Origin of the sequence: Micromonospora sp. DT62, from assembly GCF_049847285.1 — a bacterium.
Taxonomy (GTDB): Bacteria; Actinomycetota; Actinomycetes; order Mycobacteriales; family Micromonosporaceae; genus Micromonospora; species Micromonospora reichwaldensis.
Window position 1 is genome coordinate 64,234 of sequence record NZ_JBNCOB010000008.1, and the last position, 26,879, is coordinate 91,112.

Annotated in this window: 22 protein-coding genes and 1 pseudogene; 12 read left to right on the plus strand and 11 right to left on the minus strand. The window is 72.0% G+C overall.

Annotated features, from left to right (window positions below; all coding sequences use genetic code 11):
* Nucleotides 1–150: 150 nt before the first annotated feature.
* The gene (locus ACPXCB_RS14365) at nucleotides 151–1,515 is read left to right on the plus strand and encodes a D-alanyl-D-alanine carboxypeptidase family protein (protein ID WP_425875605.1); all 1,365 of its coding nucleotides are present in this window, start codon (nucleotides 151–153) and stop codon (nucleotides 1,513–1,515) included.
* 87 nt (nucleotides 1,516–1,602) lie between these two features.
* The gene (locus ACPXCB_RS14370) at nucleotides 1,603–2,424 is read left to right on the plus strand and encodes a peptidylprolyl isomerase (RefSeq protein WP_425875607.1); all 822 of its coding nucleotides are present in this window, start codon (nucleotides 1,603–1,605) and stop codon (nucleotides 2,422–2,424) included.
* Nucleotides 2,425–2,630: 206 nt separating this feature from the next.
* On the opposite strand, the gene ACPXCB_RS14375 is transcribed toward ACPXCB_RS14370, so the two are convergent.
* A complete protein-coding gene (locus ACPXCB_RS14375) occupies nucleotides 2,631–3,653 on the minus strand; it encodes a LacI family DNA-binding transcriptional regulator (RefSeq protein WP_425875609.1) in 1,023 nt (340 codons plus the stop codon).
* 237 nt (nucleotides 3,654–3,890) lie between these two features.
* On the opposite strand from ACPXCB_RS14375, the gene ACPXCB_RS14380 reads away from it, so the two are divergent.
* The 6 genes from ACPXCB_RS14380 to ACPXCB_RS14405 are packed head-to-tail and all read left to right on the plus strand — an operon-like array spanning nucleotide 3,891 to nucleotide 11,227.
* Nucleotides 3,891–5,189: an ABC transporter substrate-binding protein gene (locus tag ACPXCB_RS14380; protein WP_425875611.1), complete on the plus strand. Its 1,299-nt coding sequence runs from the start codon at nucleotides 3,891–3,893 to the stop codon at nucleotides 5,187–5,189.
* Between the two features lie 8 nt (nucleotides 5,190–5,197).
* Complete coding sequence (locus ACPXCB_RS14385; protein ID WP_425875612.1) at nucleotides 5,198–6,139, plus strand: carbohydrate ABC transporter permease; 942 nt, start codon at nucleotides 5,198–5,200, stop codon at nucleotides 6,137–6,139.
* Nucleotides 6,136–6,957, plus strand: coding sequence for a carbohydrate ABC transporter permease (locus ACPXCB_RS14390; RefSeq protein ID WP_425875614.1), 822 nt, complete (start codon nucleotides 6,136–6,138; stop codon nucleotides 6,955–6,957). Before ACPXCB_RS14385 ends, ACPXCB_RS14390 begins: the two co-directional genes overlap by 4 nt.
* A complete protein-coding gene (locus ACPXCB_RS14395) occupies nucleotides 6,954–9,332 on the plus strand; it encodes a beta-glucosidase (RefSeq protein ID WP_425875616.1) in 2,379 nt (792 codons plus the stop codon). The genes ACPXCB_RS14390 and ACPXCB_RS14395 overlap by 4 nt, the downstream gene beginning before the upstream one ends.
* A gap of 3 nt (nucleotides 9,333–9,335) precedes the next feature.
* Nucleotides 9,336–10,325, plus strand: coding sequence for an acetylxylan esterase (locus tag ACPXCB_RS14400; protein ID WP_425875618.1), 990 nt, complete (start codon nucleotides 9,336–9,338; stop codon nucleotides 10,323–10,325).
* 17 nt (nucleotides 10,326–10,342) lie between these two features.
* A complete protein-coding gene (locus tag ACPXCB_RS14405; RefSeq protein ID WP_425875620.1) occupies nucleotides 10,343–11,227 on the plus strand; it encodes a M15 family metallopeptidase in 885 nt (294 codons plus the stop codon).
* Between the two features lie 40 nt (nucleotides 11,228–11,267).
* On the opposite strand, the gene ACPXCB_RS14410 is transcribed toward ACPXCB_RS14405, so the two are convergent.
* The 5 genes from ACPXCB_RS14410 to ACPXCB_RS14430 all read right to left on the minus strand — a co-directional run bounded on the left by ACPXCB_RS14410 (nucleotide 11,268) and on the right by ACPXCB_RS14430 (nucleotide 16,929).
* Entirely contained in the window at nucleotides 11,268–12,395 is a 1,128-nt protein-coding gene (locus tag ACPXCB_RS14410; protein WP_425875850.1) for an acyl-CoA dehydrogenase family protein, read from the minus strand.
* A gap of 71 nt (nucleotides 12,396–12,466) precedes the next feature.
* Nucleotides 12,467–13,399, minus strand: coding sequence for a hydroxyacid dehydrogenase (locus tag ACPXCB_RS14415; protein WP_425875622.1), 933 nt, complete (start codon nucleotides 13,397–13,399; stop codon nucleotides 12,467–12,469).
* A 7-nt stretch (nucleotides 13,400–13,406) separates the two neighbouring features.
* Nucleotides 13,407–14,831 carry an aldehyde dehydrogenase family protein gene (locus ACPXCB_RS14420; protein WP_425875624.1) on the minus strand — a complete coding sequence of 475 codons (1,425 nt, stop codon included), beginning with the start codon at nucleotides 14,829–14,831 and terminating at the stop codon, nucleotides 13,407–13,409.
* Nucleotides 14,832–14,839: 8 nt separating this feature from the next.
* Nucleotides 14,840–15,886 (minus strand): ABC transporter ATP-binding protein, encoded by a 1,047-nt coding sequence (locus ACPXCB_RS14425; RefSeq protein ID WP_425875626.1) that lies wholly within the window; start codon nucleotides 15,884–15,886, stop codon nucleotides 14,840–14,842.
* Nucleotides 15,886–16,929: an ABC transporter ATP-binding protein gene (locus tag ACPXCB_RS14430; RefSeq protein WP_425875627.1), complete on the minus strand. Its 1,044-nt coding sequence runs from the start codon at nucleotides 16,927–16,929 to the stop codon at nucleotides 15,886–15,888. Before ACPXCB_RS14430 ends, ACPXCB_RS14425 begins: the two co-directional genes overlap by 1 nt.
* A 128-nt stretch (nucleotides 16,930–17,057) precedes the next feature.
* Between ACPXCB_RS14430 and ACPXCB_RS14435 the strand changes: the two genes are divergently transcribed.
* The 4 genes from ACPXCB_RS14435 (at nucleotide 17,058) to ACPXCB_RS14450 (ending at nucleotide 21,683) form a co-directional block, all read left to right on the plus strand.
* Nucleotides 17,058–17,585 carry an Lrp/AsnC family transcriptional regulator gene (locus tag ACPXCB_RS14435; RefSeq protein WP_425875628.1) on the plus strand — a complete coding sequence of 176 codons (528 nt, stop codon included), beginning with the start codon at nucleotides 17,058–17,060 and terminating at the stop codon, nucleotides 17,583–17,585.
* 21 nt (nucleotides 17,586–17,606) lie between these two features.
* Entirely contained in the window at nucleotides 17,607–18,554 is a 948-nt protein-coding gene (gene nikB / locus ACPXCB_RS14440) for a nickel ABC transporter permease (protein ID WP_425875629.1), read from the plus strand.
* Nucleotides 18,555–18,645: 91 nt separating this feature from the next.
* Nucleotides 18,646–19,467 (plus strand): ABC transporter permease, encoded by an 822-nt coding sequence (locus ACPXCB_RS14445; RefSeq protein WP_425875630.1) that lies wholly within the window; start codon nucleotides 18,646–18,648, stop codon nucleotides 19,465–19,467.
* A gap of 80 nt (nucleotides 19,468–19,547) precedes the next feature.
* Entirely contained in the window at nucleotides 19,548–21,683 is a 2,136-nt protein-coding gene (locus ACPXCB_RS14450; protein WP_425875852.1) for a thiamine pyrophosphate-dependent enzyme, read from the plus strand.
* A 218-nt stretch (nucleotides 21,684–21,901) separates the two neighbouring features.
* On the opposite strand, the gene ACPXCB_RS14455 is transcribed toward ACPXCB_RS14450, so the two are convergent.
* From ACPXCB_RS14455 to ACPXCB_RS14475, 5 genes and pseudogenes are all read right to left on the minus strand, one after another.
* Nucleotides 21,902–22,882: a D-2-hydroxyacid dehydrogenase gene (locus tag ACPXCB_RS14455; RefSeq protein WP_425875631.1), complete on the minus strand. Its 981-nt coding sequence runs from the start codon at nucleotides 22,880–22,882 to the stop codon at nucleotides 21,902–21,904.
* Nucleotides 22,879–23,082, minus strand: a complete 204-nt coding sequence (locus ACPXCB_RS14460) for a tautomerase family protein (protein WP_089000078.1) — start codon at nucleotides 23,080–23,082, stop codon at nucleotides 22,879–22,881. Before ACPXCB_RS14460 ends, ACPXCB_RS14455 begins: the two co-directional genes overlap by 4 nt.
* A 2-nt stretch (nucleotides 23,083–23,084) precedes the next feature.
* Nucleotides 23,085–23,957, minus strand: a complete 873-nt coding sequence (locus ACPXCB_RS14465) for a tetratricopeptide repeat protein (protein ID WP_425875632.1) — start codon at nucleotides 23,955–23,957, stop codon at nucleotides 23,085–23,087.
* Nucleotides 23,958–24,330: 373 nt separating this feature from the next.
* Nucleotides 24,331–25,635: pseudogene (locus tag ACPXCB_RS14470) on the minus strand (ABC transporter substrate-binding protein); the annotation flags it as partial.
* Nucleotides 25,636–25,673: 38 nt separating this feature from the next.
* Entirely contained in the window at nucleotides 25,674–26,723 is a 1,050-nt protein-coding gene (locus ACPXCB_RS14475; RefSeq protein ID WP_425875634.1) for a dipeptidase, read from the minus strand.
* Nucleotides 26,724–26,879 lie beyond the last annotated feature (156 nt).

Consider the following 26,879-nt stretch of genomic DNA (forward strand, 5'->3'; position numbering starts at 1 on the left):
CGGCAGGGCCGATGGTCCCGGAACCAGGGAGTCCGCGTCCCGGAAACGGTCGGGCGGGGGTGAGCCGGCCACGCCTCCGACCCGTCCCGGGCGCCCCGGGCCTGGAGAACCCGGCCCCTGCCCCGAACTCCGCCGACTAGGGTGCGGTGCATGAAGGTTCGGCTGCTGGCGGCCACGGCGACCGCCGTCCTCCTCGGCACCGGCGCTCCCGTTCCCGCGGCGGCCGGCCCGGCCGGTCCCGTCGCCCCCGTGACGTCAGCGCCCGGCCTCGTCGCGTCCGCGACCTCCGCGCCCGGTGTCGTCGCGTCCCCGCCCGGCGTGGCAACGTCCGCGCCCGCTGTCGTCGGTTCCGCGCCCGGCTCCGTCGGGTCCGCGCCCTGCCCGAAGGCGCCCGCGCCCGGGGTGTCCCGGCCGCCGCGTCCGTCACCGCCGCCGGCCGTGCCGGGGGAGCGGGCCGTGGGTGGCCCGGCGCTCGACACCGGCGGGCTGGTCGTCCCGGCGGGGGCCGCGCGCCCGCCGGCGGTCACCGCGACCTCGTGGCTGGTCGCCGACCTGGACACCGGCCAGGTGCTGGGCGGCTGCGGCCCGCACGAGTACGGCACCCCGGCCAGCGTGCAGAAGCTGCTGCTGGCGGCCACCATGTTGCCCCGACTCGACCCGCAGCAGGTCGTCACCGTCACCGACGGGGACATGGACATCGAACCCGGCTCCTCGGCCGTCGGGCTGGTCGCCGGCGGGCGGTACCGGATCGAGACCGTCTGGCTCGGGCTGCTGCTCCAGTCCGGCAACGAGGCGGCCAACGTGCTGGCCCGCCTCGGCGGCGGGCCGGACGGGATGGCCGGCGGCGTGCGGGCGATGAACGAGGAGGCGCACCGCCTCGGCGCCCTCCAGACCCACGCGGTGACCCCCTCCGGCCTCGACGGACGAGGCCAGTTCACCAGCGCGTACGACCTGGCGCTGGTCGCCCGGGCCTGCTTCGCCGACCCGACGTTCCGCCGGTACGCGCTGACCGAGACGCACCGCATCCCCGCCCAGCCGGCGCAGCGGACCAAGGGTTTCGAGATCCAGAACGAGAACCAGCTCATCTACCGCTACCCGGGCGCGCTCGGCGGCAAGACCGGCTTCACCGACCTGGCCCGGCACACCTACGTCGGGGCGGCCCAGCGCAACGGGCGGCGGCTGGTGGTCACGTTGCTCGGCGCCGAGCCGCAGCCCGCGCGGGGCTGGGAGCAGGGTGCGGCCCTGCTCGACTGGGGCTTCACGCTGCCGCGGGGCTCCGCCGTCGGCCGGTTGGTCGAGCCCGGGGAGCTGACCGCCTCGGCGACCCCCTCGCCACCCGCGCTCGCCGCCACCATCGATCCGCGCCCGGCCGCGGCCAGCGGCCCGCTCGGGGACGGGCTGATCGCCCGGTGGCCCGTGGCCGCGCTCTCGGCGGGGGCGGTCGCGCTGCTGGGGGCAGCGCTGCTCTGGCGCCGCCGGGCGGCCCGGCGCCGGTACGGCAGGGCCCCTTCCTGACCTGGACGCGGGCGGGGCGGATCGACAAGCGACGACGGGATCCATAGACTCCGGTCTTTCCAGCGCCACGAGTCCAGGAGGATCCCCGTGTCGAGCGAACCGCGACCGCACCCCGTCCCGCCGTCGATCGAGGCACCCCGCCGGCCGGCCCGTACGCTGTCCCGCCTCGCCGGGGTGGCCCTGGTCGCGGGCGCGCTGGTCACCGGTGGCGGCGCCGCCGCGGTCGCCGCGCCCGGCGCAGCCCCGGCCGACGCCGCCGCCGTCTCCCGGGTCACGCCCGGCCCGTGTGCCTACACGGAGACGCCCGAGGACCCCGCCGCCAGGCCGGTCCCGCTGCCGCCCGACCCGAGGCGCACCCCCGACCGGGGCAGCGTGCGGGTCACGTTGCGCACCAATCAGGGGCCGATCGGGCTGACCCTCGACCGGGAGGCGGCCCCCTGCACCGTGCAGAGCTTCCTGCACCTGGTGCGCCACCGCTTCTACGACCGGACCTCCTGCCACCGGCTCACCGCGTACCCGACGCTGAAGGTGCTCCAGTGCGGTGACCCGTCCGGCACCGGCTCCGGCGGTCCCGGCTACCGCTACGCCGACGAGCTGCCCACCGACCTGCCGCCGGCGCCGACCGACCCGACCGGCGTACGCCGGCTCTACGCCCGGGGCACCCTCGCCATGGCCAACGCGGGCCCCGACACCAACGGTAGCCAGTTCTTCCTGGTCCAGGGGGATTCGGCGCTGCGCCCGAACTACACGGTCTTCGGTTCGATCGACGCCGCCGGCCTCGCCACCCTCGACCGGATCGCCGCCGGCGGTATCGCCCCCACCGTCGAGGATCCCGCGCCGGTCGACGGCGCGCCCGCCCTGCCGGTGGACATCCGGCGCGCGGTCCGGCACCACCACCCGCACCGCTGAACCCGACGGCCCGGCGGCCCCCGCCGCCCGCGGCGTCGTTCCGGTACGTCCGGGCGGCCCGGGGCGGCGGGGACGGTGCGCCGTTCCGGAACGTCCGCCGGGTCGCGTGCGGTGACTGCCCGGCGGTCAGGCCGGTGGCGATCCTCCGGAACTTCCGGAACGCTGTCGGGAGCGCCGCGGCCGGGCGGCGAGCCGTGCGGCGGCGCTCACGGCTGGCGCGGCGGCGCCGTGCTGTCCCGGACGACCAGGTTGGTGGCGAGTTCCACCCGGGGGGAGTCGATGCCCTCGCCCTGCGCCAGCCGCAGCACGGTCCGGGCGGCCAGGCGACCCATCTCCACCAGCGGTTGCCGGACGGTGGTCAGTGGCGGTGAGGCCCAGCGGGCCTCGGGCAGGTCGTCGAAGCCCACGACGCTGACGTCGTCGGGGATCCGCAGCCCGCGGCGGCGGACGGCCTCGTAGACGCCGAAGGCCATCTGGTCGCTGGCCGCGAAGATGGCCGTCGGCGGGTCGTCGAGGTCGAGCAGCGCCGTCCCGGCGGCGAAGCCCGAGGCGTGGTAGAAGTCGCCGGGGTGCACCAGGCGGTCCTCCACCGGCACCCCGGCCGCCTCGAGCCCGGCCCGGTGGCCGTCCAGGCGGGCGCGGCTGCACAGCAGGTGGGTCGGTCCGGCGACGAAGCCGATCCGCCGGTGCCCGAGCGACAGCAGGTGCTCGGTCGCGGCGAGCCCGCCGGCCCAGTTGGTGGCGCCGACGGTGGGCACGTCGGTGGCGGGCACGCCGGCCGGGTCGACGACGACCACGGGCACGTTGAGGCGGCGCAGCTGCGCGTGCAGTGGCGGGCTCAGGTGCGAGGTCACGAAGATGACGCCGTCGGTGGCGCGGGCCCGCAGGTTCTGCAACCACTGCCGGGCGGCGGTCGACTGGCGGTGGATCGCGGAGACCACCGTGCCGACGCCCGCGCCGTGCCCGACGTCCTCGACCCCTCGGATGATCTCGACCGCCCAGGGGCTGTCCAGGTCGTTGAAGACCAGGTCGACCAGGCCGACGCGGCTGACCGTACGGCTGCCGCGGCGCTGGTAGCCGTGCTGGCGCAGCAGCTCCTCCACCCGCTCGCGGGTGGAGGGAGCCACGTCCGAGCGCCCGTTGAGCACCCGCGACACGGTGGGCACCGAGACCCCGGCCTCCCGCGCGATTGCGGTGATGGTGATCCTGCGCCCGTCGTCGCCGTCCACCCGCGTCTCCTTCACCGGTCGGAAGATCGACCGTACCCGTGACCACCGAAAAACGTCCGGAACGGCGGGGCCGCTCCACCGGCCCATCTTGCCCCACGATCGGGGGTTGACGACACGGCAGGTCGGTTCTAGCGTTCGGACGAGTTACGGAAGTATTCCGGAAACTTGTCGGACACCTTTCGGTCGTCGCGCCGGCGGCGACGTCCCCCACCACACCCCCACCACGAGAGGTCGATCATGACTTTACGCACGCGGCTCGCCCGGGTCGTCGCGCTCGGCGCCGCCCTGGCGCTGGCGTTGCCACTGACCGCCTGCGGTGACGGTGACTCGGCCGCCGGCCCGGACGAGATCCGCATCCTGGTGTACGGCGACGCCACCAACAAGGTCGAGAAACAGCTCGTCGAGACGTTCAACAAGACGTCGAAGGTCAAGGCGGTGCTGGACACCATCCCCGGCGCCGACTACCAGACCAAGCTCCAGACCATCATCAACACCAAGCAGGCGCCGGACGTCTTCTTCAACTGGGGCGGCGGCAGCATCACCCCGTTCGTCAAGGCCGACCTGTTGCTGCCGATCGACGACATGATCGCCAAGGACCCGGGGCTGAAGGCGAACTTCCTGCCGTCGGTCTTCAACACCGCAATGGTCGACGGCAAGGCGTACGGCGTGCCGATGCGCGGCACCCAGCCGGTGCTGCTGTTCCACAACAAGAAGGTCCTCGCCGACGCCGGCATCACCCCACCGAAGACGTGGGACGACCTGCTGGCGGCCGTGCGGACGCTCAAGGGCAAGGGGATCACGCCGATCGCCCTCGGCGGCGGCGACCAGTGGCCGACCCAGATGTGGTACCAGTACCTCTACGACCGGGTGGCCGGCCCCGAGCTGTTCGCCAAGGCGCTCGGCGGCGACAAGAGCGCCTGGGAGAGCCCGGAGAGCCGCCGCGCCCTGGAGCTGCTGCGGCAGCTGACCGACGCGGGCGCGTTCGGCACCAACTTCGACTCGGTCAAGTTCACCGACGGCGGCTCTCCGGCACTGCTGTCCAGCGGCAAGGCCGGCTTCGAGCTGATGGGCTCCTGGAACTACTCGACCCACCACGACGCCAACCCGACCTTCGCCGCCGAGGGCCTCGGCTGGAGCGCCTTCCCGAGCGTCCCGGGCGGCAAGGGCGACCCGCGCAACGTGGTCGGCAACACCAACAACTTCTACTCCGTGCTGAAGAAGACCAAGCACCCGGAGGCGGTGGCGGAGTTCCTCAAGCTCCAGTACTCCGACGAGTTCGTCCAGGCGCAGCTCGCCATCGGCAACCTGCCGACCACCACCAACACCGAGAAGTTCCTCGACGGCGCCACCAACCCGGACTACCTGAAGTACCAGTTCACCCTGGTCAAGGAGGCCCCGAACTTCCAGCTCTCCTGGGACCAGGCGTACCCGCCGGCCGCCACCACGACCATCCACCAGGCCGTGCAGCAGTACTGCAACGGCCGGATGGACGCCGCCGGCTTCATCAAGGCGATGCAGTCCCTGCAGGCGGGCTGAGCGCGACCATGTCCACCACCACCCTCGCCGCCTCCGCCGCGACGGAGCAGCGACGGGCCCGACGAAGCCCGGGCGGCCCCACCCTCAGCCGCCCGGGCTTCGCCTGGGCCCTCCCCGCCACCCTGTTCTTCGGGCTCTTCGCGCTAGTGCCGCTGGTCCTCGTGGTCGTGCTCAGCTTCACCAGCTGGGCGGGCCTCGGCTCGCCGGAGTACGTCGGGCTGGACAACTGGCAGCGGCTCGCCCGCGACCCAGTGATGATCAACAGCCTGTGGCTGAGCGTCCTGCTCACCGCCCTCGGCGTGCTGGTGCAGACGCCGCTGAGCCTGCTGATCGGCGTGTGGGCGGCCGGGCCGCAGCGCAACCGGGCCGTGCTGTCCGCCGTCTTCTTCCTGCCGCTGCTGCTGTCGGCGACCGCCGTGTCGGTGCTGTGGCGGGCGCTGCTCGACCCGAACTTCGGCGTGCCCGGTCAGGCCCCGTGGCTGTTCGGCGACGGCAACCTCTTCGGCAGCCGGACGGGCGCGATCGCCGTGCTGGTCTTCGTCGGCAGCTGGCAGTTCATCCCGTTCCACGCGCTGATCTACCAGGGCGCGGCCCGCGCCGTGCCGGCGGTGCTCTACCAGGCCGCCGAGGTCGACGGCGCCGGCCGGTGGGGGCAGTTCCGCCACGTGACCCTGCCGCAGCTGCGCAACGCCATGATCACCTCCGTGGTCCTCATGGTCGTCGGCGGGCTGACCACGTTCGACACCGTGCTGATCCTCACCCAGGGCGGGCCGGGCACCGACACCACCATCACCGCCTACCACATGTACGAGCAGGCGTTCCGCAGCTTCGACTTCGGCGCCGGCGCGGCCATCGCCCTGCTCCTCGTCGTCGTCGCCACCGTCATCTCGCTGATCGTGGTCCGGGTCTCCGGCTACGACCGGATGCGCTCCACCATGGAGGGACTGTGAAGCGGCACCGCCCCAACTGGCTGGCCGGGATCGGCGCCCTGGCCTGGCTCCTCGTGGTCGGCCTGCCGATCTACGTCATGCTGGCGATCACCGTGCAGACCCGCGAGGGCTACGGCCGCAACGGCCCGCTCGCCCTGCCCGACACCTTCACCCTCGACAACTACACCGGCGCCTTCGACGAGGGCTTCGGCCGCTACCTGTTCAACACCCTCGTGGTGACGGCGAGCGTGGTGGCCATCGTGCTGCTGCTCGTGCCGCCGTTGGCGTACGCCATCGTGCGCAGCCGCAGCCGGCTCACCTCCGGCGTGTTCCGGCTGTTCCTGCTGGGCCTGGCGATCCCGGCGCAGGCGGTCATCGTGCCGATCTTCTACCTGATCAGCAAAGCGGGGCTCTACGACAACCTCGTCGGCGTCATCCTGCCCACCGCCGCGTTCTCCCTGCCGGTGTGCGCGCTGATCCTCAGCGGCGTCATGCGGGACATCACCCCCGACCTGTACGAGGCGATGGCCATCGACGGCGCCAGCCCGGCGCGGGTCTTCGCCCAGCTGGTGCTGCCGCTGTCGCGCGGCGGGATCGCCACGATCGCGGTCTTCTCCGCCCTCCAGGCGTGGAACGGCTTCCTGTTCCCGCTGATCCTCACCCAGTCCGACTCCACCAAGGTGATCACCCTCGGCCTCTACAACTTCCAGACGCAGTACGGGATCAACATTCCCGGCCTGCTCGCCGCGGTCGTGCTGTCGATGGTGCCTGTCCTGCTCGTCTATCTGTTCGCCCGGCGGGCCCTGGTGCAGGGGCTGATGGGCGTCGGAGGAAAGTGACCGACAACGTGACCCTCGACATCGCCCCCGGCACCGCGATCTGGACCGACCCGACCCTCGACCTCGCGACCCGGGTGGACGCCCTGATCGCCGCGATGACCCTGCCGGAGAAGGTGGCCCAGCTCTACGGCGTCTGGGTCGGCGCCGCCGCCGACGGGGGAGAGGTCGCGCCGTACCAGCACGAGATGGAGGAACCGGTCGACCTGGCCGCCCTGCTGGACACCGGGCTCGGCCAGCTGACCCGCCCGTTCGGCACCGCCCCCGTCGACCCCGCGCTCGGCGCGCTGTCGCTGCTGCGGACCCAGCAGCGCGTCGCCGCCGCCAACCGGTTCGGCATCCCGGCGATGGCGCACGAGGAGTGCCTGGCCGGCTTCGCCGCCTGGGGCGCCACCGCGTACCCCGTGCCGCTGTCCTGGGGCGCCACCTTCGATCCGGAGCTGATCGGGCGGATGGCCGCCGCCATCGGCGCCGACCTGCGCCGCGTCGGGGTGCACCAGGGGCTGGCCCCGGTGCTCGACGTGGTGCGCGACGCGCGCTGGGGGCGGGTGGAGGAGACGATCGGCGAGGACCCCTACCTGGTGGGCACGGTCGCCACCGCGTACGTGCGGGGCCTGGAGTCCGCCGGCGTGGTGGCGACGCTGAAGCACTTCGCCGGCTACTCCGCCTCCCGGGGCGGGCGCAACCTGGCGCCGGTGGCGATGGGCCCCCGCGAGCGCGCGGACGTGATCCTCCCGCCGTTCGAGATGGCGGTACGCGAGGGCGGCGCGCGATCGGTGATGCACGCCTACACCGACACCGACGGGGTCCCCTCGGCGGCCGACGGGGAGCTGCTGACCGGCCTGCTCCGCGACGCCTGGGGTTTCCCGGGCACCGTCGTGGCCGACTACTTCGGCATCGCCTTCCTGCACACCCTGCACGGCGTGGCCGGCAGCTGGGCCGAGGCGGCGGCCGAGGCCCTGGCCGCCGGCGTGGACGTCGAGCTGCCGACGGTGAAGACGTTCGGCGAGCCGCTGCGCGAGGCGCTCGCGGCCGGCGCGGTACCGGAGGCACTGATCGACCGGGCGGTGCGTCGGGTGCTGACGCAGAAGGCGCAGCTCGGTCTCCTCGACGCCGACTGGACCCCGGTGCCGGCCGCGCTGGCCGGCACCGACCTGTCCGACCCGGAGGCGCTGCGCGGCACCGTCGACCTGGACCCGCCCGCCAACCGGGCGCTCGCCCGCGAGGTGGCCGAGCGCTCCGTGGTGCTGCTGGCCAACGACGGCAGCCTGCCGCTGGAGCGGCCGGCCCGCATCGCGCTGGTCGGCCCACAGGCGGAGAGTCCCACGGCGGTGCTGGGCTGCTACTCGTTCCCCGCCCACGTCGGCTCCCGGCATCCCGAGGTGCCCGTCGGCATCGCGCTGCCCACCCTGGCGGCGGCGCTGCGCGCCGAGTTCCCCGGCAGCGTCGTGGTCACCGTGGCCGGCGTCTCCGTCGACGGCGACGACACCGGCGGGGTGCCGGCGGCCGTCGCGGCGGCGCGGGACGCGGACGTGGTCGTCGCCGCGCTCGGCGACCGGGCGGGACTGTTCGGGCGGGGCACCAGCGGCGAGGGCTGCGACGCCGAGTCGCTGGCCCTGCCCGGGGCGCAGCAGCACCTGCTCGACGCGCTGCTGGACACCGGTACGCCCGTGGTGGTGACGCTGCTCGCCGGGCGGCCCTACGCGCTGGGCCGGGCGGTGGCCGAGGCGGCGGCGATCGTGCAGTCGTTCTTCCCCGGCGAGGAGGGCACCCCGGCCATCGCCGGCGTGCTCAGCGGCCGGGTCGCACCGCAGGGGCGGCTGCCGGTCAGCGTGCCCCGGGGGCCGGGCGCGCAGCCGACCACCTACCTGTCGGCCCGGCTGGGCCAGGCCAGCGACGTCTCCAACGTCGACCCGACGCCGGCGTTCGGCTTCGGGCACGGCCTGGGCTACACCACGTTCGACTGGTCGGGTCTGGTCGTCGAGGAGCCGGTCGCGGCGACCGACGGTGAGCTGCGGCTGCACTTCACGGTGCGCAACACCGGCTCCCGGTGGGGCAGCGAGGTGGTCCAGGTGTACGCCCACGACCCGGTGGCCTCGGTGGTCCAGCCGGTGCAGCGGCTGATCGGCTACCTGCGGGTGCCGCTGGAGGCGGGCGCGGCCTGCCGGGTCGACCTGGCCGTGCCGGCCGACCTGTTCGCCTTCACGGGGCGCGACGGGCGGCGCGTCGTCGAGCCGGGGGAGCTGGAGCTGCGGCTGGCGGCGTCCAGCACCGACCATCGGCTCGTGGCGGCGGTCGCGCTGCGCGGTCCGGCCCGGCACGTCGACCACACCCGGCGGCTGCACCCCCGCTTCGCCGTCACGCCGTCGGCCGGCTGAGCGGTGGCCCTCACCGACCTGCCCGAGGAGCAGTTGCGGGCGTACCGGGGCGGGGTGCGGGAGCCGGCGGACTTCGACCGGTTCTGGGCGGACACGATCGCCGAGTCGCGGGAGTGCGGCTGGCCGGTGCGCGCCGAACCGGTGCCCACCGGGCTGGCCACGATCGACGTGTTCGACGTGACCTTTGCCGGGTTCGCCGGGCAGTCGGTGCGGGCCTGGCTGCGCCTGCCGCGCGGCGCCGAGCCGCCCCTGCCCACCGTCGTGCAGTACGCCGGCTACGGCGGCGGCCGGGGCCACCCGCTGGAGAACCTGCTGTGGGCCTCGGCCGGTTTCGCGCACCTGCAGATGGACAACCGGGGGCAGGGCGCGGGCTGGGCCCGGGGGGACACCCCGGATCCGGCCGCCGCCGGCCCCGAGGCGCCCGGGGTGGCCACCCGTGGCGTCACGGACCCCCGCACGTACTACTACCGGCGGTTCCTCACCGACGCGGTGCGGGCGGTGGACGCCGTCCGGACCCTGCCGGCGGTCGATCCGGCGCGGGTCGCGGTCCTCGGGCACAGCCAGGGCGGCGGGGCGGCGCTCGCCGTCGCCGCGTTGACGCCCGACCTGCGGGCCGTCGTGGCCGGCGTGCCCTTCCTGTGCGACATCCCGCGCGCGATCGTGCTCACCGACGCGCAGCCGTACCGGGAGATCCGCGACTATCTGGCCGTCCACCGGCACGCCGAGGAGCGGGTGCTGGACACCCTGGCCTACGTCGACGGGGTGAACTTCGCCCGCCGGTGCCACCTGCCGGCCCGCTTCTCCGTCGCGCTGATGGACGAGATCGTGCCGCCGTCGACGGTCTTCGCCGCCGTCAACGCCTGCCGGGGGCCGACGGAGCTGTCGGTCTGGCGGTACAACGGTCACGAGGCCGGCGGGATCGACGACGACGAGGCGGCCGTGCGCTTCCTGCGCGTACACCTCTCGCCGGACCGGGCGCCCGACGGCCCGTAGCCTGATAGACAGGGGGTGTGGCCAGGCCAGTCCGGATCCACCGGCGAGCCCCGCGCGCCGCGACCGCCCGCCGGCGGGCGGTGGCCGTGGCCGTCCTGATCGTGGCGCTCGCGCCCGGCTGTACCCGCCCCGCGCCGTCACCACCGGCTGCGCCGCCACCGTCGTCCCCGGCGTCCGCACCCGCCGCGATGTCGCCCGGGCCGGGCCTCGTCGTCCTCACCGACGTCGACCCGCGCATCCGGACCGACATCCGGTACGCGGGCGCGCACAACTTCGTCGGGCGACCGGTCGCCGGCTACCCCGAACCGCTCTGCCTGCTCACCCGGCCGGCCGCCGAGGCGCTGCGCCGGGTGCAGGACGCCGCCCTCGCCCGGGCCCGCAGCCTGAAGGTGTACGACTGCTACCGGCCCCAACGGGCCGCCGACGACTTCGTCGAGTGGGCCGGGCAGCCCGGCGAGCAGCGGATGAAGGCGGAGTTCTATCCCCGGGTGGCGAAGTCCGAGCTGTTCGACGAGGGCTACGTCGGCGCCCCCACCGCCCACAGCCGGGGTAGCACGCTGGACCTGACCCTGGTCGACGTGCCGACCCCCACCCAGCCCCCGTACGCCCCGGGCCAGCCCCTGGTCTCCTGCACCGCCCCGAAGGGGCAGCGGTTCCCGGACAACGGCGTCGACATGGGCACCGGCTTCGACTGCTTCGACCCGCTCGCGCACACCGACTCGCCGCAGGTCACCGGCCAGCCGCGGGACAACCGGCGGCTGCTGCGGCAGCTGATGACCGACGGCGGCTTCGTCAACTACGACCGCGAGTGGTGGCACTACCGCTACCGCGACGAACCCTGGCCGGACACGTACTTCGACCTGCCGGTGGCCCGCTCCTCGGCCGAGCCCGTGGGCGGCTAGCGCTCCCGACCCGGCCAGCGCTCCCGACCCGGCGTCGCGCTCACTTGAAGGCGGCGTGACCGGTCAGCACCTGCCCGATGATCAGCTGATGCACCTCGGACGTGCCCTCGTAGGTGAGCACCGATTCGAGGTTGGCCGAGTGCCGGATGACCGGGTAGTCGAGGGTGATCCCGGCCGCGCCGAGGATCGCGCGGCACTCACGGGCGATGGCGATGGACTCCCGCACGCTGTTGAGCTTGCCCAGGCTGATCTGCCGGTGGTCGAGCGTGCCGGCGTCCTTCAGCGCGCCGATCTGCAACGCCAGCAGCATTCCCTTGCCCAGCTCCAGCCCCATGTCGGCGAGCTTGAGCTGGGTGGCCTGGTACGCGGCGAGCGGCTTGTCGAAGATCTGCCGGCTGCGGGCGTACGCGATCGTCGTCTCCAGGCAGTCGTGGGCCGCGCCCAGCGCCCCGAAGACGATGCCGAAGCGGGCCTCGTTGAGACATGTCAGCGGCCCGGACAGGCCGGCGGCCTCCGGCAGCATCGCGTCGGCGGGCAGCCGCACGTCGTCGAGGACGAGTTCCGAGGTGACCGAGGCGCGCAGGGAGAGCTTGCGGGTGATCTCCGGGGCGGTGAAGCCGGGGGTGCCGGCGGGGACGAGGAAGCCGCGTACGCCATCGTCGGTGCGGGCCCACACCACGGCGACGTCCGCGACGGAGCCGTTGGTGATCCACATCTTGGTGCCGTTGAGCACCCAGTCGTCCCCGTCGCGGCGGGCCCTGGTGCGCATGCCGGCCGGGTCGGAGCCGAAGTCCGGTTCGGTCAGGCCGAAGCAGCCGATCGCCTCGCCGGCGGCCATCCGGGGCAGCCACTGCTGCTTCTGCTCCTCGGAGCCGAAGCGCCAGATGGCGTACATGGCGAGCGATCCCTGCACCGACACCAGGGAGCGCAGCCCCGAGTCGCCCGCCTCCAGCTCGAAGCAGGCCAGCCCGTACGCGACGGCGGAGGTGCCGGCGCAGCCGTAGCCGCTCAGGTGCATGCCGAGCACGCCGAGTTCGCCGAGTTCGCGGGCCAGTTCCCGCACGGGCAGGCGGCCCTGCTCGTACCAGGTGGCGACCTCCGGGCGGATCCGTCGGTCGACGAAGCCGCGTACGGCGGCCTGGAGGTCCCGGGTGTCGTCGTCGATCAGGGTGTCGACGCCGAAGTACGCGAGCGCGGTCGCGGGGGTGGACAGGGTCACGGTTCGTTTCCTCCCGGGGTTTACAGGTGCGCGATCACGCTACGCGCGACGGCGACGGCCATCGCGTCCAGCGCGTCGTGGGTCATCGCCGCCATGTGCGGGGTGGCGAAGACCCTCGGATGATGCAGTAGCGGATCGTCGGGGCGGGGCGGCTCGGGCGCGAAGACGTCCACCGCGTAGCCCCGCAGCCGTCCGGCGTCGAGCGCGGCGAGTACGGCCCCGCTGTCCACGACCCCGGCCCGCGCGGTGTTGACCAGCAGGGCGTCCGGGCGCATCCGGGCGAGCGCGGCGGCGTTGACGAGACCGGTCGTCTGCGGGGTCTGGGGCACGTGCAGGCTCACCACGTCGGCCTCGCGCAGCAGGTCGTCCAGCGCGACGAGACGTACCCCCGGGGGCGGGGTGGCCGTCGTGACGTCGTACCCGATCACGTTCATGCCCAGTCCCTGGGCGCGGGCCCCGACGCCCCGGCCGATGGCGCCGAGCCCGACCAGGCCCAGGGTGCGGCCGGCCAGCATGGTCCCGGTGAGCCCGGCCGCGACGACGGCGGACGGCAGCGACCGGCCAGCGGGGAAGGCGCCCCGGGTCAACGACGCGGCGGCCGCCGGCACCTGCCGGGCGAGGGTGAGGGCGGCCAGGATGACGAACTCGGCGACCGAGTCGGCGTTGGCGCCCGGCGTGCTGACCACCGGGATGCCCAGGCGGTCGGCGGCGGCGAGGTCGATGCCGTCCAGCCCGGCGCCGTGGCGGCCGACGACCCGGAGCCGGTGCCCCGCTTCGAGCATGCCGGCCGTCACCGGTGAGGAGCGCACCACCAGGGCGTCGGCGGTGGTCAGTGGCCCGGCAGCGAGTGTCGCCGGGTCGGTGGCGTGGGCGACATGCACCTCGCCCGCTGCCCGCAGCAGCGCCATGCCGGGCGCGGCGATCGGCTCGGTGAGCAGGATCCTGGGTGTCATGGCGTCCTCACCAGCCGGTGTAGCAGGTCACCGGTACGGAGTAGAAGTCACGCGCGTAGCCGCCCTGCTCCCGGGGGCCGTGGTTGGAGGCGCCGGTGCCGCCGAAGGGCAGGTGCAGTTCGGTGCCGGCGGTGGGGAGGTTGACCGACACGATGCCGGCGCGGGCGTCGCGTTTGAACCGTTCGGCCGCAGACAACGACGTGGTCACGATGCCGGCGGAGAGCCCGTAGTCGGTGTCGCCGGCGACGCTGATCGCCTCGTCGAGGTCGTCGACCTCGATCACGCAGGAGACCGGGCCGAAGATCTCCTCCCGGGCCAACCGCATGTTGTTGCGCGCGCCGGCGAAGAGGGTGGGCCGCATGAACTGGCCCTCGTCCGGGAGGTGCGTCCCGCCGGCCACCACCCGTGCGCCCTCGTCGCGCCCGATCCGGACGTAGTCGAGGTTCTGGGCGAGTTGTTCGGGGCTCACCACCGGGCCCAGCTCGCTGCGGGGGTCGAGTGGGTCGCCGACCCGTAGCGCGCCGGCCGCTGCGGCCAGCGCGTCGACGAACCGGTCGTGGATGCCCGTCTGCACGATCAGCCGGCTCGACGCCGTGCAGCGCTGACCGGTGCTGAAGAAGCTGCCGTCCAGGGCGCAGCGCACCGCGACCTCCAGATCGGCGTCGTCGAGCACCACGAGGGGGTTCTTGCCACCCATCTCCAGCTGGAACCGCTTGTTGCCGTGCGTGAGGCACTGCCGTGCCACGTGGCCGCCGGTGCCGGTGCCTCCGGTGAAGGACACGCCGTCGATCCCGGTCGCGGTCAGCAGCTCCTCGCCGACGACCCGCCCGGCGCCCATGACGAGGTTGAACACGCCGGGCGGCAGCGCGGAGCCGGCGATGATCCGGGCGAGTTCCCCGGCGGAGGCGGTGACCAGTTCGGCGGGCTTGAGCACGACCGCGTTGCCGTAGGCGAGCGCGGGCGCGACCTTCCAGGCCGGGATGGCGAGGGGGTAGTTCCAGGGGGTGATGATCCCGACCACGCCCAGCGGTCGGCGCCGGACCTCGGCGTGGACGCCCGGGCGGGTGGAGGAGTAGACCTCGCCCTGCGGTTGCAGCAGCTGGTGGGCGTAGTAACGGAAGGTCTGGCCGGCGCGGACGACCTCCCCGCGCGCCTCGCTGAGCAGCTTGCCCTCCTCCCGCGAGAGCAGGACCGCGAGTTCCTCGGTGCGGCGCAGGATGGTGGTGCCGATGTCGTCCAGGACGGCCATCCGGGACCCGACGGGTTGGCTGGCCCAGCCGGGCTGCGCACGGCGGGCGGCCTCGATCGCCGCGCGGGCGGTGTCCCGGTCGGCCACGGCGTACTCGCTGACGACCTCGCCGGGGCGGGCGGGGTTGCCGTTCGGCCGGCGTTCCCCGTCGACCCAGTCGCCGTCGACGAGATTGAGATGCACGGGCACGCTCATCGGCCACCAGCCGCAGCGGCGAGGGGCCGGTCCATCGGGCCGGGCTCCTCCGGGAAGTGGCAGGCGACCTGGTGGCCGCTGCCGGCTGCCGTCGTGAGCGCCGGCTCCTGCGTCGCGCAGATCTCCTGCGCCTTCCAGCACCGGGTGCGGAAGCGGCATCCGCTGGGCGGGCTGAGCGGGCTCGGCACGTCTCCGGTGAGGATCACGCGCTGGCGCTCGGTCTCGACCAGCGGATCGGGGATCGGCACCGCCGACAACAGTGCCTTGGTGTAGGGATGCTGGGGCCGACGGTACATGTCCTCGCACTCGCCCACCTCGACGACGGTGCCGAGGTACATCACGGCGATGCGGTCGCAGAGGTGCCGCACGACGGCGAGGTCGTGGGCGATGAACATCATCGTCAGGCCCAGCTCCTCCTGCAGTTGTTCGAGCAGGTTGACGATCTGGGCCTGAACCGAGACGTCGAGCGCGGAGACCGGCTCGTCGGCGACGATGAAGTCCGGGTTGCTGACCAGAGCCCGCGCGATGCCCACCCGTTGCCGCTGGCCGCCGGAGAACTCGTGCGGATAGCGGTCGTGCCACTGCTCGCTGAGCCCGACCAGTTGCATGGTGTCCACCGCCTTCGCCCGCCGCCCGGCGGGGGACAGGTCGGCGTGCACGAGCAACGGCTCCTCGATGAGTTCGCCGATGGTCATGCGCGGGTTCAGCGAGGCGTACGGGTCCTGGAAGATCATCTGCATCCGTCGGCGCATCGCCCGCATCCGGCCCCGGCTCAGGGTGGTCAGCTCGGTGCCGTCGAAGGTCACCGTTCCACTGGTGGGCTTGAGGAGCTGGAGGATGGCCCGCCCGGTGGTGGACTTGCCGCAGCCGGACTCACCCACCACTCCGATGATCTCGCCCCGCCGGACGTCGAGGTCCACCCCGGACACGGCTCGCAGGCGGGCCGGACGCAGCTTCCCACGTGCGGGCACCTTGAAGTCGACCGCCAGGTCGCGCACCCGCAGCAGGGCGTGCTCGGAAGCGGCGACAGGGGATTCGGTCATCAGCTCTCCTCTGTCGAGAGATAGGGGTGCCGGTCCTGAGTGGAGAGCCAGCCGCCCTCGCTTTCCGGTCGCATGCCCCAGCAGCGGGTCAGCTGGCCCCGGTCCGGCTTCTCCCACGTCGTGATGAGGTCGGGTGCGCCGCCCTGGCACGTCTCCCGGACGTGCGCGCAGCGGGGCGCGAACCGGCAGCCGGGGGGCATCTCCGACAGCTCCGGCGGGCGCCCTGCGATCGGGCGCAGCTTGCCGCCCCGGACGAGGTCCAGCCGGGGCACCGACCCCAGCAGCCCCCAGGTGTAGGGCATCTGCGGACGGTGGAACAGGTCGACCGTCTCGGCCCGCTCCACGATCTGCCCGGCGTACATCACGTTGACCCGTTCCGCCATGCCGGCCACCACCCCGAGGTCGTGGGTGATGAGCAGGACGGCGGTCCGGGTCTCCCGGGCCAGTTCCCGCAACAGCTCCAGGATCTGCGCCTGGATGGTCACGTCGAGTGCGGTGGTGATCTCGTCGGCGAGGATCAGCCGGGGTTGGCAGGAGAGGGCCATCGCGATCATCACACGTTGCCGCATGCCGCCGGAGAGTTGGTGCGGATAGGAGCTCAGCCGGGTCTCCGCGGCCGGGATGCGCACCATCTCCAGCAGTTCGACGGCGCGCGCCCGCGCGGCCCTGCGGCCGAGTCCAAGGTGTAGCTCCAGGGTCTCGGTGAGCTGCTTCCCGACGGTCAGCACCGGGTTCAGCGAGGTCATCGGGTCCTGGAAGATCATCGAAATGCCCTTGCCGCGGACGGCCCGCAGTTCGCGAGGGCGCAGGCGCACCAGGTCCCTTCCTTCGAAGAGCACCTGTCCGCCGGTCACCTGACCGGCCGGCGGCACGATCAGGCCCATGATGGACTGCGCGGTGGCCGACTTTCCGCAGCCGGACTCGCCCACCAGTGCCACCGTCTCGCCGGCGTCGACGGTGAACGAGACCCCGTCGACCGCCGTCACCGAACCCCGTGCCGCACGGAATTCGGTACGCAGGTCCCGCACCTCCAACAAGGCCATCGAACCCACCCCGCAGTCTGGACGCTTGAACGTCGCCATTCGTCAACCAGGAGTGTTGCACAGACGATGTTCGTCGTCTAGGCTCCCGGCAGCGACGAATACCGCCACCAAGTGAAGATGGAGCAACGTTGGCTTCCAAGAGCTCGATCGAAAAAGATCGCAGCATCATCCGGGAACTCGTCCAGGACCCGCGACAGACGAACGTGGCGCTGGCCGCCAAGGTCGGCCTGTCGGAAGGGTCGGTCCGACGACGGATGGAAAGGTTGATCGCGGACGGGCAGTTGCAGTTCGCCGCGATTCCCAGCGCCGCGTTCATGGGGCGTCCGGTGCACACACTCTTCGAGATCCAGAGTGCGCCGGGCAGCACCGAACAGCTCATCGACAAGCTCGCGGGCATGCCCGAGATCGCGTACGTCTACCACGTGACCGGGCAGTTCGACGTCATCGCCGTCGGCTACTTCGCCTCCAGCAACGCCATGCGCCGGTTCTGGACGGAGCGGCTGGGCCACCTCGACGGGGTGATGGAGAGCCGCTCGGTGATGGTGCTGCGGGTCGCCAAGCGTGCGCACGAGTGGGCCCGCGACATCGCTGTCACCGGCGACGAGGAGTCCGCCTGGGACGCGAGCTCGGATCCTGGCGCGCCCGGTTCAGTCTGACCAGACCGAAAGAGGCAAGACATGCTGCGCATCACGCTGATCCGCCTTGTATCGGTTATTCCGGTCCTGCTCGGGATCTCGGTGATCTCGTTCCTGGTGATCCGCATGATCCCTGGCGACGTGATCAGCTCGATCATGGGGCAGGACTTCGGCGACCCCGCGATCGAGGCGGAGATGCGCCGCTACTTCGGGCTGGACATGCCCGTGTACGAACAGTTCGTGAGGTGGTTGGGCGCCCTCCTGCAGGGCGACCTCGGCACCTCGATGCGCACCGGTCAGCCGGTGCTCGAAGAGATCATGCAGCGCTTCCCGTCCACGCTGTTGCTGGCCGTCTCGGCGCTGCTGGTCTCGATCCTCATCTCGATCCCGCTCGGTGTGCTCAGCGCCACCAAGCGCAACGGCCTGCTCGACGCCAGCACCCGGGTCGCGTCGCTGATCGGGCTGTCGCTGCCGAACTTCTGGCTCGGCATCCTGCTGGTGTACATCTTCTCGGTCTCGCTGGGCTGGCTGCCGTCACAGGGCGCCGGGGAGGGCGAGGGCTTCCTGGGCAGCCTGAAGTACCTCGTCCTCCCCTCGGTCACCCTCGGCGCCAGCCTCGCGGCGATCAGCATGCGGATGACCCGGTCCAGCATGCTGGAGGTGCTCAACCAGGACTACGTCCGCACCGCCCGCGCGAAGGGGCTGGGCGAACGTGGGGTCATGGTCCGGCACGCCCTGCGCAACTCGCTGATCCCGGTGGTGACCGTGCTGGGCATCCAGGCCGGGGCGTTGCTGGGCGGCACGGTCATCGTGGAACAGGTCTTCGCCTGGCCGGGGCTCGGCACGATGGTCATCCGCGGGATCAGCCAGCGTGACTACCCCGTCGTCCAGGGGACCCTGCTCTTCCTGGCCTTCTTCTACGTCGTGGTCAACCTCCTCGTCGACCTGCTCTACACCTACCTGGATCCGAGGTTGCGCAGTGGTCACTGAAGTCGTTCCCGGCCGCCGCCAACGTCGCGGCAGCCAGCAGGAGGGCGCCTCCCGGAGGTCTGTCGGGCGCCGTGGCGGACAGCTGCTGAGGTTGCTGACGCGTGACAAGGTCGGCCTGGTCGGACTGGTCATCGTGGTGCTGATGATCGCGGCCGCCGCGTTGGCCCCGCTGATCTCCCCGTACGACCCGACCGCGATGTCCGACCAGCGGCTCGCCCCGCCCGGCGGCGACTTCCCGCTCGGCGCCGACGAGGCCGGCCGCGACCTGCTCAGCCGGGCGCTCTACGGCGCGCGTACCTCGCTGACGGTGAGCCTGATCGTGGTGACCTGCGCCGGTGCCATCGGCGTCCTGCTGGGGCTGCTCGCGGGCTTCTACCGGGGCGTACTCGACGCGATCATCACCCCGGCGACCGACATCATGTTCTCCTTCCCCACTCTGCTGCTGGCCCTCGCGGTCGTGGCCGCCCGCGGGCCGGGCACGGAGAACCTCGTCCTGGCCCTGGTCATCGTCTTCATCCCCAGCTTCGCCCGGATCGTGCGCGGCACCGCGATGTCGGTGCGCCGGGAGCCGTACGTGGAGTCGGGCCAGGCGGTCGGGCTGAGCAACACCCGGCTCATCCTCAAGTACATCCTGCCCAACTCGGTCGCCCCGATCGCGGTGCAGTTCACCACGAGCATCGCCTACGCGATCCTGATCGAGGCGTCCCTGGGCTACCTCGGGCTCGGTGTGCAGCCGCCCCAACCGTCCTGGGGCTCGATGCTCTCCAACGGCAAGTCGTTCATGGAGATGTCGATCTGGCCGTCGGTCGTACCCGGGGTCTGCATCATGATCGCCGTTCTCGGCTTCAACCTCCTGGGCGACACCCTTCGCGACGTTCTGGACCCGCGGCTGCGGGGCCGCTCCAGTCGCTGACCCGCAAGGAGCACAACCGCGTGGAATCCATCGACGAGCACCTGATCCGCCGCCTCACCGAGTGGTCCGCGGGTCAGCCGTTGCCCGCGCAGACCGGCCTGGACGTCCACGTGGAACCCGGCCTGCTGCTGGACTACCTGGACGCCCAGATCCAGAGCCGGCACCTCGACCTCGCGCTGCGCTGGTTGCAGGCCCAGCGGGAGGGGTTCTACACGATCGGCTCCAGCGGGCACGAGAGCAACGCCGCCGTCGCGCTGGCGCTGCGCCCGACCGATCCGGCCCTGCTGCACTACCGTTCCGGCGGCTTCTACGCCGCGCGGGCCGGTCAGGTCGCCGGCTCCACGCCGATCGCGGACGTGCTGCACTCGGCGGCGGCGTCCCGGCAGGACCCGATCTCCGGTGGCCGGCACAAGGTCTTCGGCCACCGGGAGCTCAACATCATCCCGCAGACGTCGACGATCGCCTCCCACCTGCCGCGGGCCATGGGCCTGGCGTTCGCGCTCGACCGGGGCGTCACCGACACCGGATACCCGGCCGACGCCGTGGTGGTGTGCAGCTTCGGCGACGCCTCGGCCAACCACTCCACGGCGGCCGGCGCCCTCAACGCGGTGGGCTACAGCGCCCACCAGGGCATCCCGGTGCCGCTGCTGTTCGTCTGCGAGGACAACGGCATCGGCATCAGCACCCGCTCCCCGCGCGGCTGGGTGCGGCGGATGCTGTCGGCCCTGCCCGGCATCGACTACGCGTACGCCGACGGCACCGATCCCGCCGGCCTGCTGGCCACTGCGGCCGACCTGGCGCACCAGGTGCGTACCCGGCGCCGGCCCGCCGTGCTGCACCTGGGCACCGTACGGTTCATGGGTCACGCCGGTTCCGACGCCGAGCTGGCCTACCGCACCCGCGCGGAGATCCTCGCTGACCATGCCCGCGATCCGATCCTGGCGACCGCGGCCCTGCTCGCGCGGCGCGGGATACTCAGCCCGGCCGAGACCCTCGAGCGCTACGAGCATTCCCGCAAGCAGGTGATGGAGCAGGCTGAGCTGATGCTGGGCCGGGTCGCGCGACTGGACGACCCGGCGGCGGTGACCGCACCGTTGACCGCCCGGCGGGTGGACCGGGTCGGCGCCGCCGCGCGCCGCGCCGGTGCCGGGCGGGAGAGGGCGTTCGACGGCAGACCCCCCGAGTCCCGCGGCCCGCTCACCCTGGCCCAGTCGATCAACGCCGCCCTGCACGACGCGCTGCTGACCTGGCCGCAGGCCCAGGTCTTCGGCGAGGACGTGGCGCGCAAGGGTGGCGTCTACGGCGTGACCCGGGGGCTGCGGAAGGTCTTCGGGGCCAGCCGGGTCTTCGACACCCTGCTCGACGAACAGACCATCCTCGGGGTGGCGCTCGGCGGGGCCCTGGCCGGCACGCTGCCGATCCCGGAGATCCAGTATTTGGCCTACCTGCACAACGCGGAGGACCAGTTGCGCGGTGAGGCCGCGTCGCTGCGTTTCTTCTCCGCCGGGCAGTACTCCAACGGCATGGTGGTGCGGATCGCCGGCCTGGCCTACCAGAAGGGGTTCGGCGGGCACTTCCACAACGACAACTCGGTGGCGGTGCTGCGGGACATCCCCGGCCTGGCCTTCGCGGTCGCCGCGCACCCGGCCACCGCCCCCGCTCTGCTGCGCCAGTGTCTCGCCCTGGCCGAGCAGGAGGGGCGGGTGTGTGTCTTCCTGGAGCCGATCGCGCTCTACCATCGGCGTGACCTGCACACCGACGGCGACGGCGGCTGGCTCGCCGGCTACCCGGAGCCGGCCGACTGGGCGGCGACGGAGAACCCGCTCGGCCAGGTGCGGACGGTGTGCGAGGGCACGGACCTGGCGATGGTCACCTTCGGCAACGGCGTTCCGATGAGCCTGCGGGTGGCCGCGACGCTGGCCCGGGAACAACAGGTCAGCACCCGGGTCGTCGACCTGCAGTGGCTGTCGCCGCTGCCCGCCGTGAGCCTGCGCGCCGCGCTCGCCGGAATCTCGCGGGTGCTCGTCGTCGACGAGAGCCGCACCAGTGGCGGCGTCTCCGAGGCGGTGGTGGCCGCGTTGGTCGACCGCGGCTTCACCGGCCGGATCTCGCGCGTCAACAGCGTCGACAGCTACGTCCCCCTGGGCCCGGCCGCCGACCAGGTGCTGCTGGGCGAGGACGACGTGCTGGCAGCCGCCCGTTCGCTGCTCGGGTGATCCCCGGCAGGCCCGCACGACGCCGGCGGCCGACCGATCGACCGGGTGGGCCGCCGGCGCGTCGGCGGGACGCGTACTGCTTGTCCGCCCTGTCGAGCTGAGTCGTCCACGCCATCGGGAGCGACGTCCGCCCGGAGGCAGGGCGGCAGCGGGCCGGGCACGACGTGCAGGCGGCGGAGCACCCTTCAGGTGCTCCGCCGCCTCACGACGCGGGCCGGTCAGTACCCCAGCTCGGGCTGACGCTTCGTGCCGGTCAACGGCTCACCGGCCAGGTACAGGTCGAAGTTGGCGCAGAAGTCCGCGTAGAGCCGTTGCAGGTTGCCCGACCCCCGAAACGACGTGTGCGGGGTGAGCGTCGTGCGGGGCAGCCCCCACAACCGGTGCTCCGGGGGCAGCGGCTCCTCCTCGAACACGTCGAGCACAGCACCGCCGATGCGGCCCTGCCGCATGGCGTCGACGAGGGCGTCCTCGACGATCAGCGCACCGCGCCCGACGTTGACCAGGATGCCGCTCTCCTTCATCGCCGCGAAGCGCCCGGCGTCGAAGAAGTGCTGATTCTCCCTGGTCAGCGGCATGGCCAGCACCACGGAGTCGGCCTCGGGCAGCAGCGCGAGGTGGTCGGCGAACGACACCACCCGGTCGAAGCCCTCGGCGGGCGTACCCGCACGGTTGACCCCGACCACGGTGACGCCCAGGGACCGGGCGCGCCAGGCCACCTCGCGCCCGATCCCGCCGGTGCCGAAGACCAGCATGGTGCTGCCGATGAGGTCCCGGCCGACGATGCGCACCCACTCCCGGCGCTCCTGGGCCTCGCGCAGCTCGGGAAACGCCCGCTGGTGCAGCAGCACCGCACCGATGACGTACTCGGCGATCGGCACGTTGTAGGAGTTCCCGGAGCGGGTGTAGACCAGCCCCTCGTCGAGGCGGCGGCGCATGATGTCGCCGCCGACCCAGTCGAAGCCGGCGGCGGTGATCTGGACCCAGCGCAGGCCGTCGCACTTGCTCAGCAGCTCGTCGAAGGTGTCCTCGTTCATCGCGCTGCGCAGGATCACCTCGGCGTCGAGGTACTCCGCACGGACCGGCTCGTCCTCCGGCACCGACGTGAACCGGCACTGTGGATAGCGCTCGCGCAGCTGCGGCAGCAGCTCGGCCAGGTTCGGCGTGATGAGGACGTGAGGTCCCCCGGTGGCGACGGTCATGACGACTCCTGCGCCTGCTTCTTCCGCTCGTTGTAGGTCAGGCCGCCCTTGGCCCAGTTGTCGTACGAGACCTCGTAGAGCAGGACGTGGGTGTTCTCCCGCGGGGAGCCGTACTTGACCAGCACGTCGGTCAGCTCGGCGATGATCGCGTTCTTGGTCTCCTGGTCGCGCTTGCCGATCTCGGCACGGATGATTGCCATCGTCAGTTCTCCTTTGTCGTCGCCGCCGCGGCGAAGTCGGGATTGTTGGTGTACTCGGCCTTGACCGCGAGGTAGGCGAAGGCGTGCGTGACACCGGTCCGCAGCACCCCGTCGAAGACCTCACGGGCCTTGTCGAGGTCACCCTGGTGGTAGTGCCAGTTGCCCAGACCGTAACCCTGGGTGACGGTCTTCAGGTCGTTGCCGTCGCACATCGCCCACAGCTGCTCCGGGGTGATGTCGCCGGTGTAGAGCTGCATCCGGCCCTCGTACCCGACCAGGTGGTCCTCCTGGACCAGGGTGATCGCGCGGAACCGGTCGAGCACCTCCTCGGCCTCGGCCGTCCGGCCGAGCCGGCGCAGCGCCATGTACTGCCAGTCCTGCGACGCCACGGTGCCCTCCTGGTGCCGCGAGGACTCCTCGGCCGCGCGGAAGCTGGGCAGGCAGCCCTCGAAGTCGCCGCTGAGGTACTGGGCGACCCCGAGGTGGTACCAGATGCCGGCGTGCAGCGTGGTGTTGTACCGGCCGAGGGCCTGCGGGTCCTGGGCGGCCATGGTGTCGGTGAGGTGCTGCGGGCGTACCTGCTCGGGCCTGCCGAGGATCAGGCTGACGACGTCCTTCTCCACCTCGGGCTGGTACATCTCGTACTCGTCCTCGACGCCGGGCAGTTGGTCGGCCGCGGCGCGCAGGTCGGCGATGGCGCCGGCGTAGTCGCCGATCGAGATGCGCCGGTGCCCACGGAAGCGCAGCAGGCGTGCGCTGCCCGGCTCCAGCTCGAGTGCCTCGGTCAGCAGCGCCACCGACTCGCCGTGCTTGTTGAGGTAGCCCTTGAGTCGGGCGGCGATGACGTAGCGGTCGGTCAGCGGTACGGCCGTCATTGGCCTGCCTTTCGTCGTCCTGCGGGGGTGGCGGGGGCGCCCGGGGGCCGCGGGCCCCCCCCCGGGTACGCCGTCGCGCCCAGATGTGCCGGTAGAAGCGGTACGTCGGTGTCGGGTCGCCCTGGTATCCCATGACGTCCTTCTGCACCACGTCGAAGTCCGCGTTCAGGAAGGTCATGGCCACCGGCCCGCGTTCGGCCAGGATCTTCTCGGCCTGCTGGTAGAGCGCGGCGCGCTTGTCCTTGTCCATCTCCGAGCGGGCCTGCACGACGAGGTTCTCGTACTCCTGGTCGGTCCAGTTGCCGTAGTTCAGGCCGCCGCCGGAGAGGAAACTGGCGGTGAACCGCTCGTCCGGGTCGTAGGTCAGACCGAAGCCGGACTGGTACATGTCGAAGTCGGCGGACTTCGTCTTCGTGTCGGCGATGGTCGACTCGACCGACTCGATGGTCACCTTGATACCGATCTTGGCGAGCTGTTGCTGCTCCACCTCGGCGGAGCGCACCTGGAACGCCGACGTGGCGATGACCATGAGCTTGGCCTCGAAGCCGTTCGGGTACCCGGCCTCGGTCAGCAGCGCCTTGGCCTTCTCGACGTCGGCCTTGCCGTAGATCGGCTCCTGCACCGCGCCGAACCGGTCCGGCGGCAGGTATCCGGCGTTGAGCGCGGTCCCGAAACCGGAGTTGGCCACGTTGAGGATCTCCTGCCGGTCGAGCGCGAGGAAGATGGCCTGCCGGACCTTGACGTTGTCGTACGGGGCCTTGGAGGTGTTGAGCCGCAGGTGCAGCGAGAGCGACCCGGAGCCGCCGTACCACTTGAGCTTCTCGTCGCGCTTGAGCGCGTCGATGAACTCGGGCGCGGGACGCCAGAGGAAGTCGACGGTGCCACTGCGAACCGCCGCGGCGCGGGCGTTGTCGTCCGGGTTGAACGTGAAGTCCATCCCGTCGAGGTAGGGCACGCCCGGCTCCCAGTACTGGGCGTGCTTGTCGAGCTTGATGGCCTGGCCGGTGACCCGCGAGGCCATCTTGAAGGGGCCGCTGCCGCCGTCGACGCTGCCGTTGAGGCCGCCCGCCTCGGCCACCGTGCGGTCCACGATCGATGAGGCGGCGGTGGAGAGCAGGGTCAGGATCGCGGCGTTCGGCTTGGCCAGCTTCATCTCGACGGTACGTTCGTCGAGCGCCGTGACCGAGGTGATGCCCTCGTAGCTACGGGCGCGTGGCGCCCGCGTCGCCGGGTTCTTGATCCGTTCGATCGAGTACTTCACGTCCGCCGCGGTGACCTTGCGCCCGCTGTGGAAGACGGCGTTGTCGCGCAGCTTGAACGTCACCGACAGGCCGTCGGTGCTCTGCTCCCAGGACTCCGCGATGGCCGGCTTGATCTCGCCCCGGTACGACTGCACCAGCGACTCGTAGATCTGCTCGTTGATGACGAAGGCCGAGGTCTCCGACATGCGGTGCGGGTCGAGTTCGTTCGCGTCCAGCCGGATCATGACCCGGAGCCGACCGCCGGACTTCGGGCTGCCTGCTGGCTGCGACTCGTCCTGGAGGCGGACGTTGCCGCTCAGGCCGTCGTTGGAGCTGCTGCCGCTGTTCTTGGACGGAGGCTCACCGCCTCCGCAGCCGGCGGCGAGCGCCGAGATGACGCCGACTGCCAGCACCTTGGTCAAAACACGAGTTCGCATGGGTCTCCTTGGCTGGTATCACGATCAGCACTTACAGGTCAGGCCGGTTTCCACGTCTGTCCGTAGACCCGGAGCCAGTTGCCGCCGAGGATCTTGGTCACGTCGGCCGGCGAGAAACCGCCGTTCAACAGCGCCTCAGTGAAGTTGGGGAAGTCCGCGGCGTCGTCCATCCCGATCGCCCGACGCTCGGTCCAGCCGAAGTCACCGAGGAGGTTCTGGTGCTCCTTGGACTTCGACCGGGCGATGGACTTCAACTGCGCGATCCGCATCGGCTCGGTCCACGTCTCGTCGTAGTCGGTGGCGATCGCGACGTGGTCGATGCCGGCCACCTCCACCACGCGGCTGACGTGCTCGACGAAGCGGGCGAGATCCGGACGCCTGGACGGGGCCTCCGGGTAGTACAGGAAGCCTGACAGGGTGGTGATGCCCATGACCCCGCCCTGCTCGCCGAGGCTGCGCAGGTAGCCGTCGGACTTGGCCCGGATGTGCGGCGACATCGCGTCGCAGAAGGAATGGGTGACGACGACCGGCTTGGCGGACGCCTCCATCGCGTCCAGGCCGGTGCGCTCGCCACAGTGCGAGACGTCGACCAGGATGCCCAGCTCGTCCATCGCCTCGACGAAGCGGCGACCCCGGTGCGTCAGACCCGAGTCGGTCTCCTCGCCGCAGCCGGCGCCGAGCAGGTTCTGCCGCTGATAGGTCAGTTGCAGGATGCGGACGCCGAGATCGTAGAAGGTGCCGAGCAGGTCGAGATCGGCGCCGATCATCTCGGTGTCCTGCGGGCCGAAGATGACGGCTTCCTTGCCCTCGGCCTTGGCTCGCTCGATGTCGGCGACGGTCAGCGCGAGCAGGACGTCGTCGGAGTGTTCGTCGATCCACCTGCGGCACCGGTTCACCTCCCGCAGGGCGGTGACCGTGTCCGCGTACGGCCTGGTGACGGTGTGGTTGACAGCGGTGACGCCGCCTCGCCGGATCCGGTCGAGGTGGGCGTCGCTGAGCTCGATGACCGTGCTCCCGTCCACCACGGTGGCGGCGGTGTGGAGCTCGGTCGCCAAGTTGGCGGGAATTTCCGTGGCGGCAGTGTTCACGTCATCTCCAGGATCATCGGAAGATGGTGAGACCCTACGAGTGCCGGCGGTTCATGTCCATAGATCCTGGCGAACTCGTCAAATAATCGTCTCTGGGCGACGAAATTCGTCGTATTGACGAATCGCGGGTCACCGCTTGGGGAGCACTACCGGACA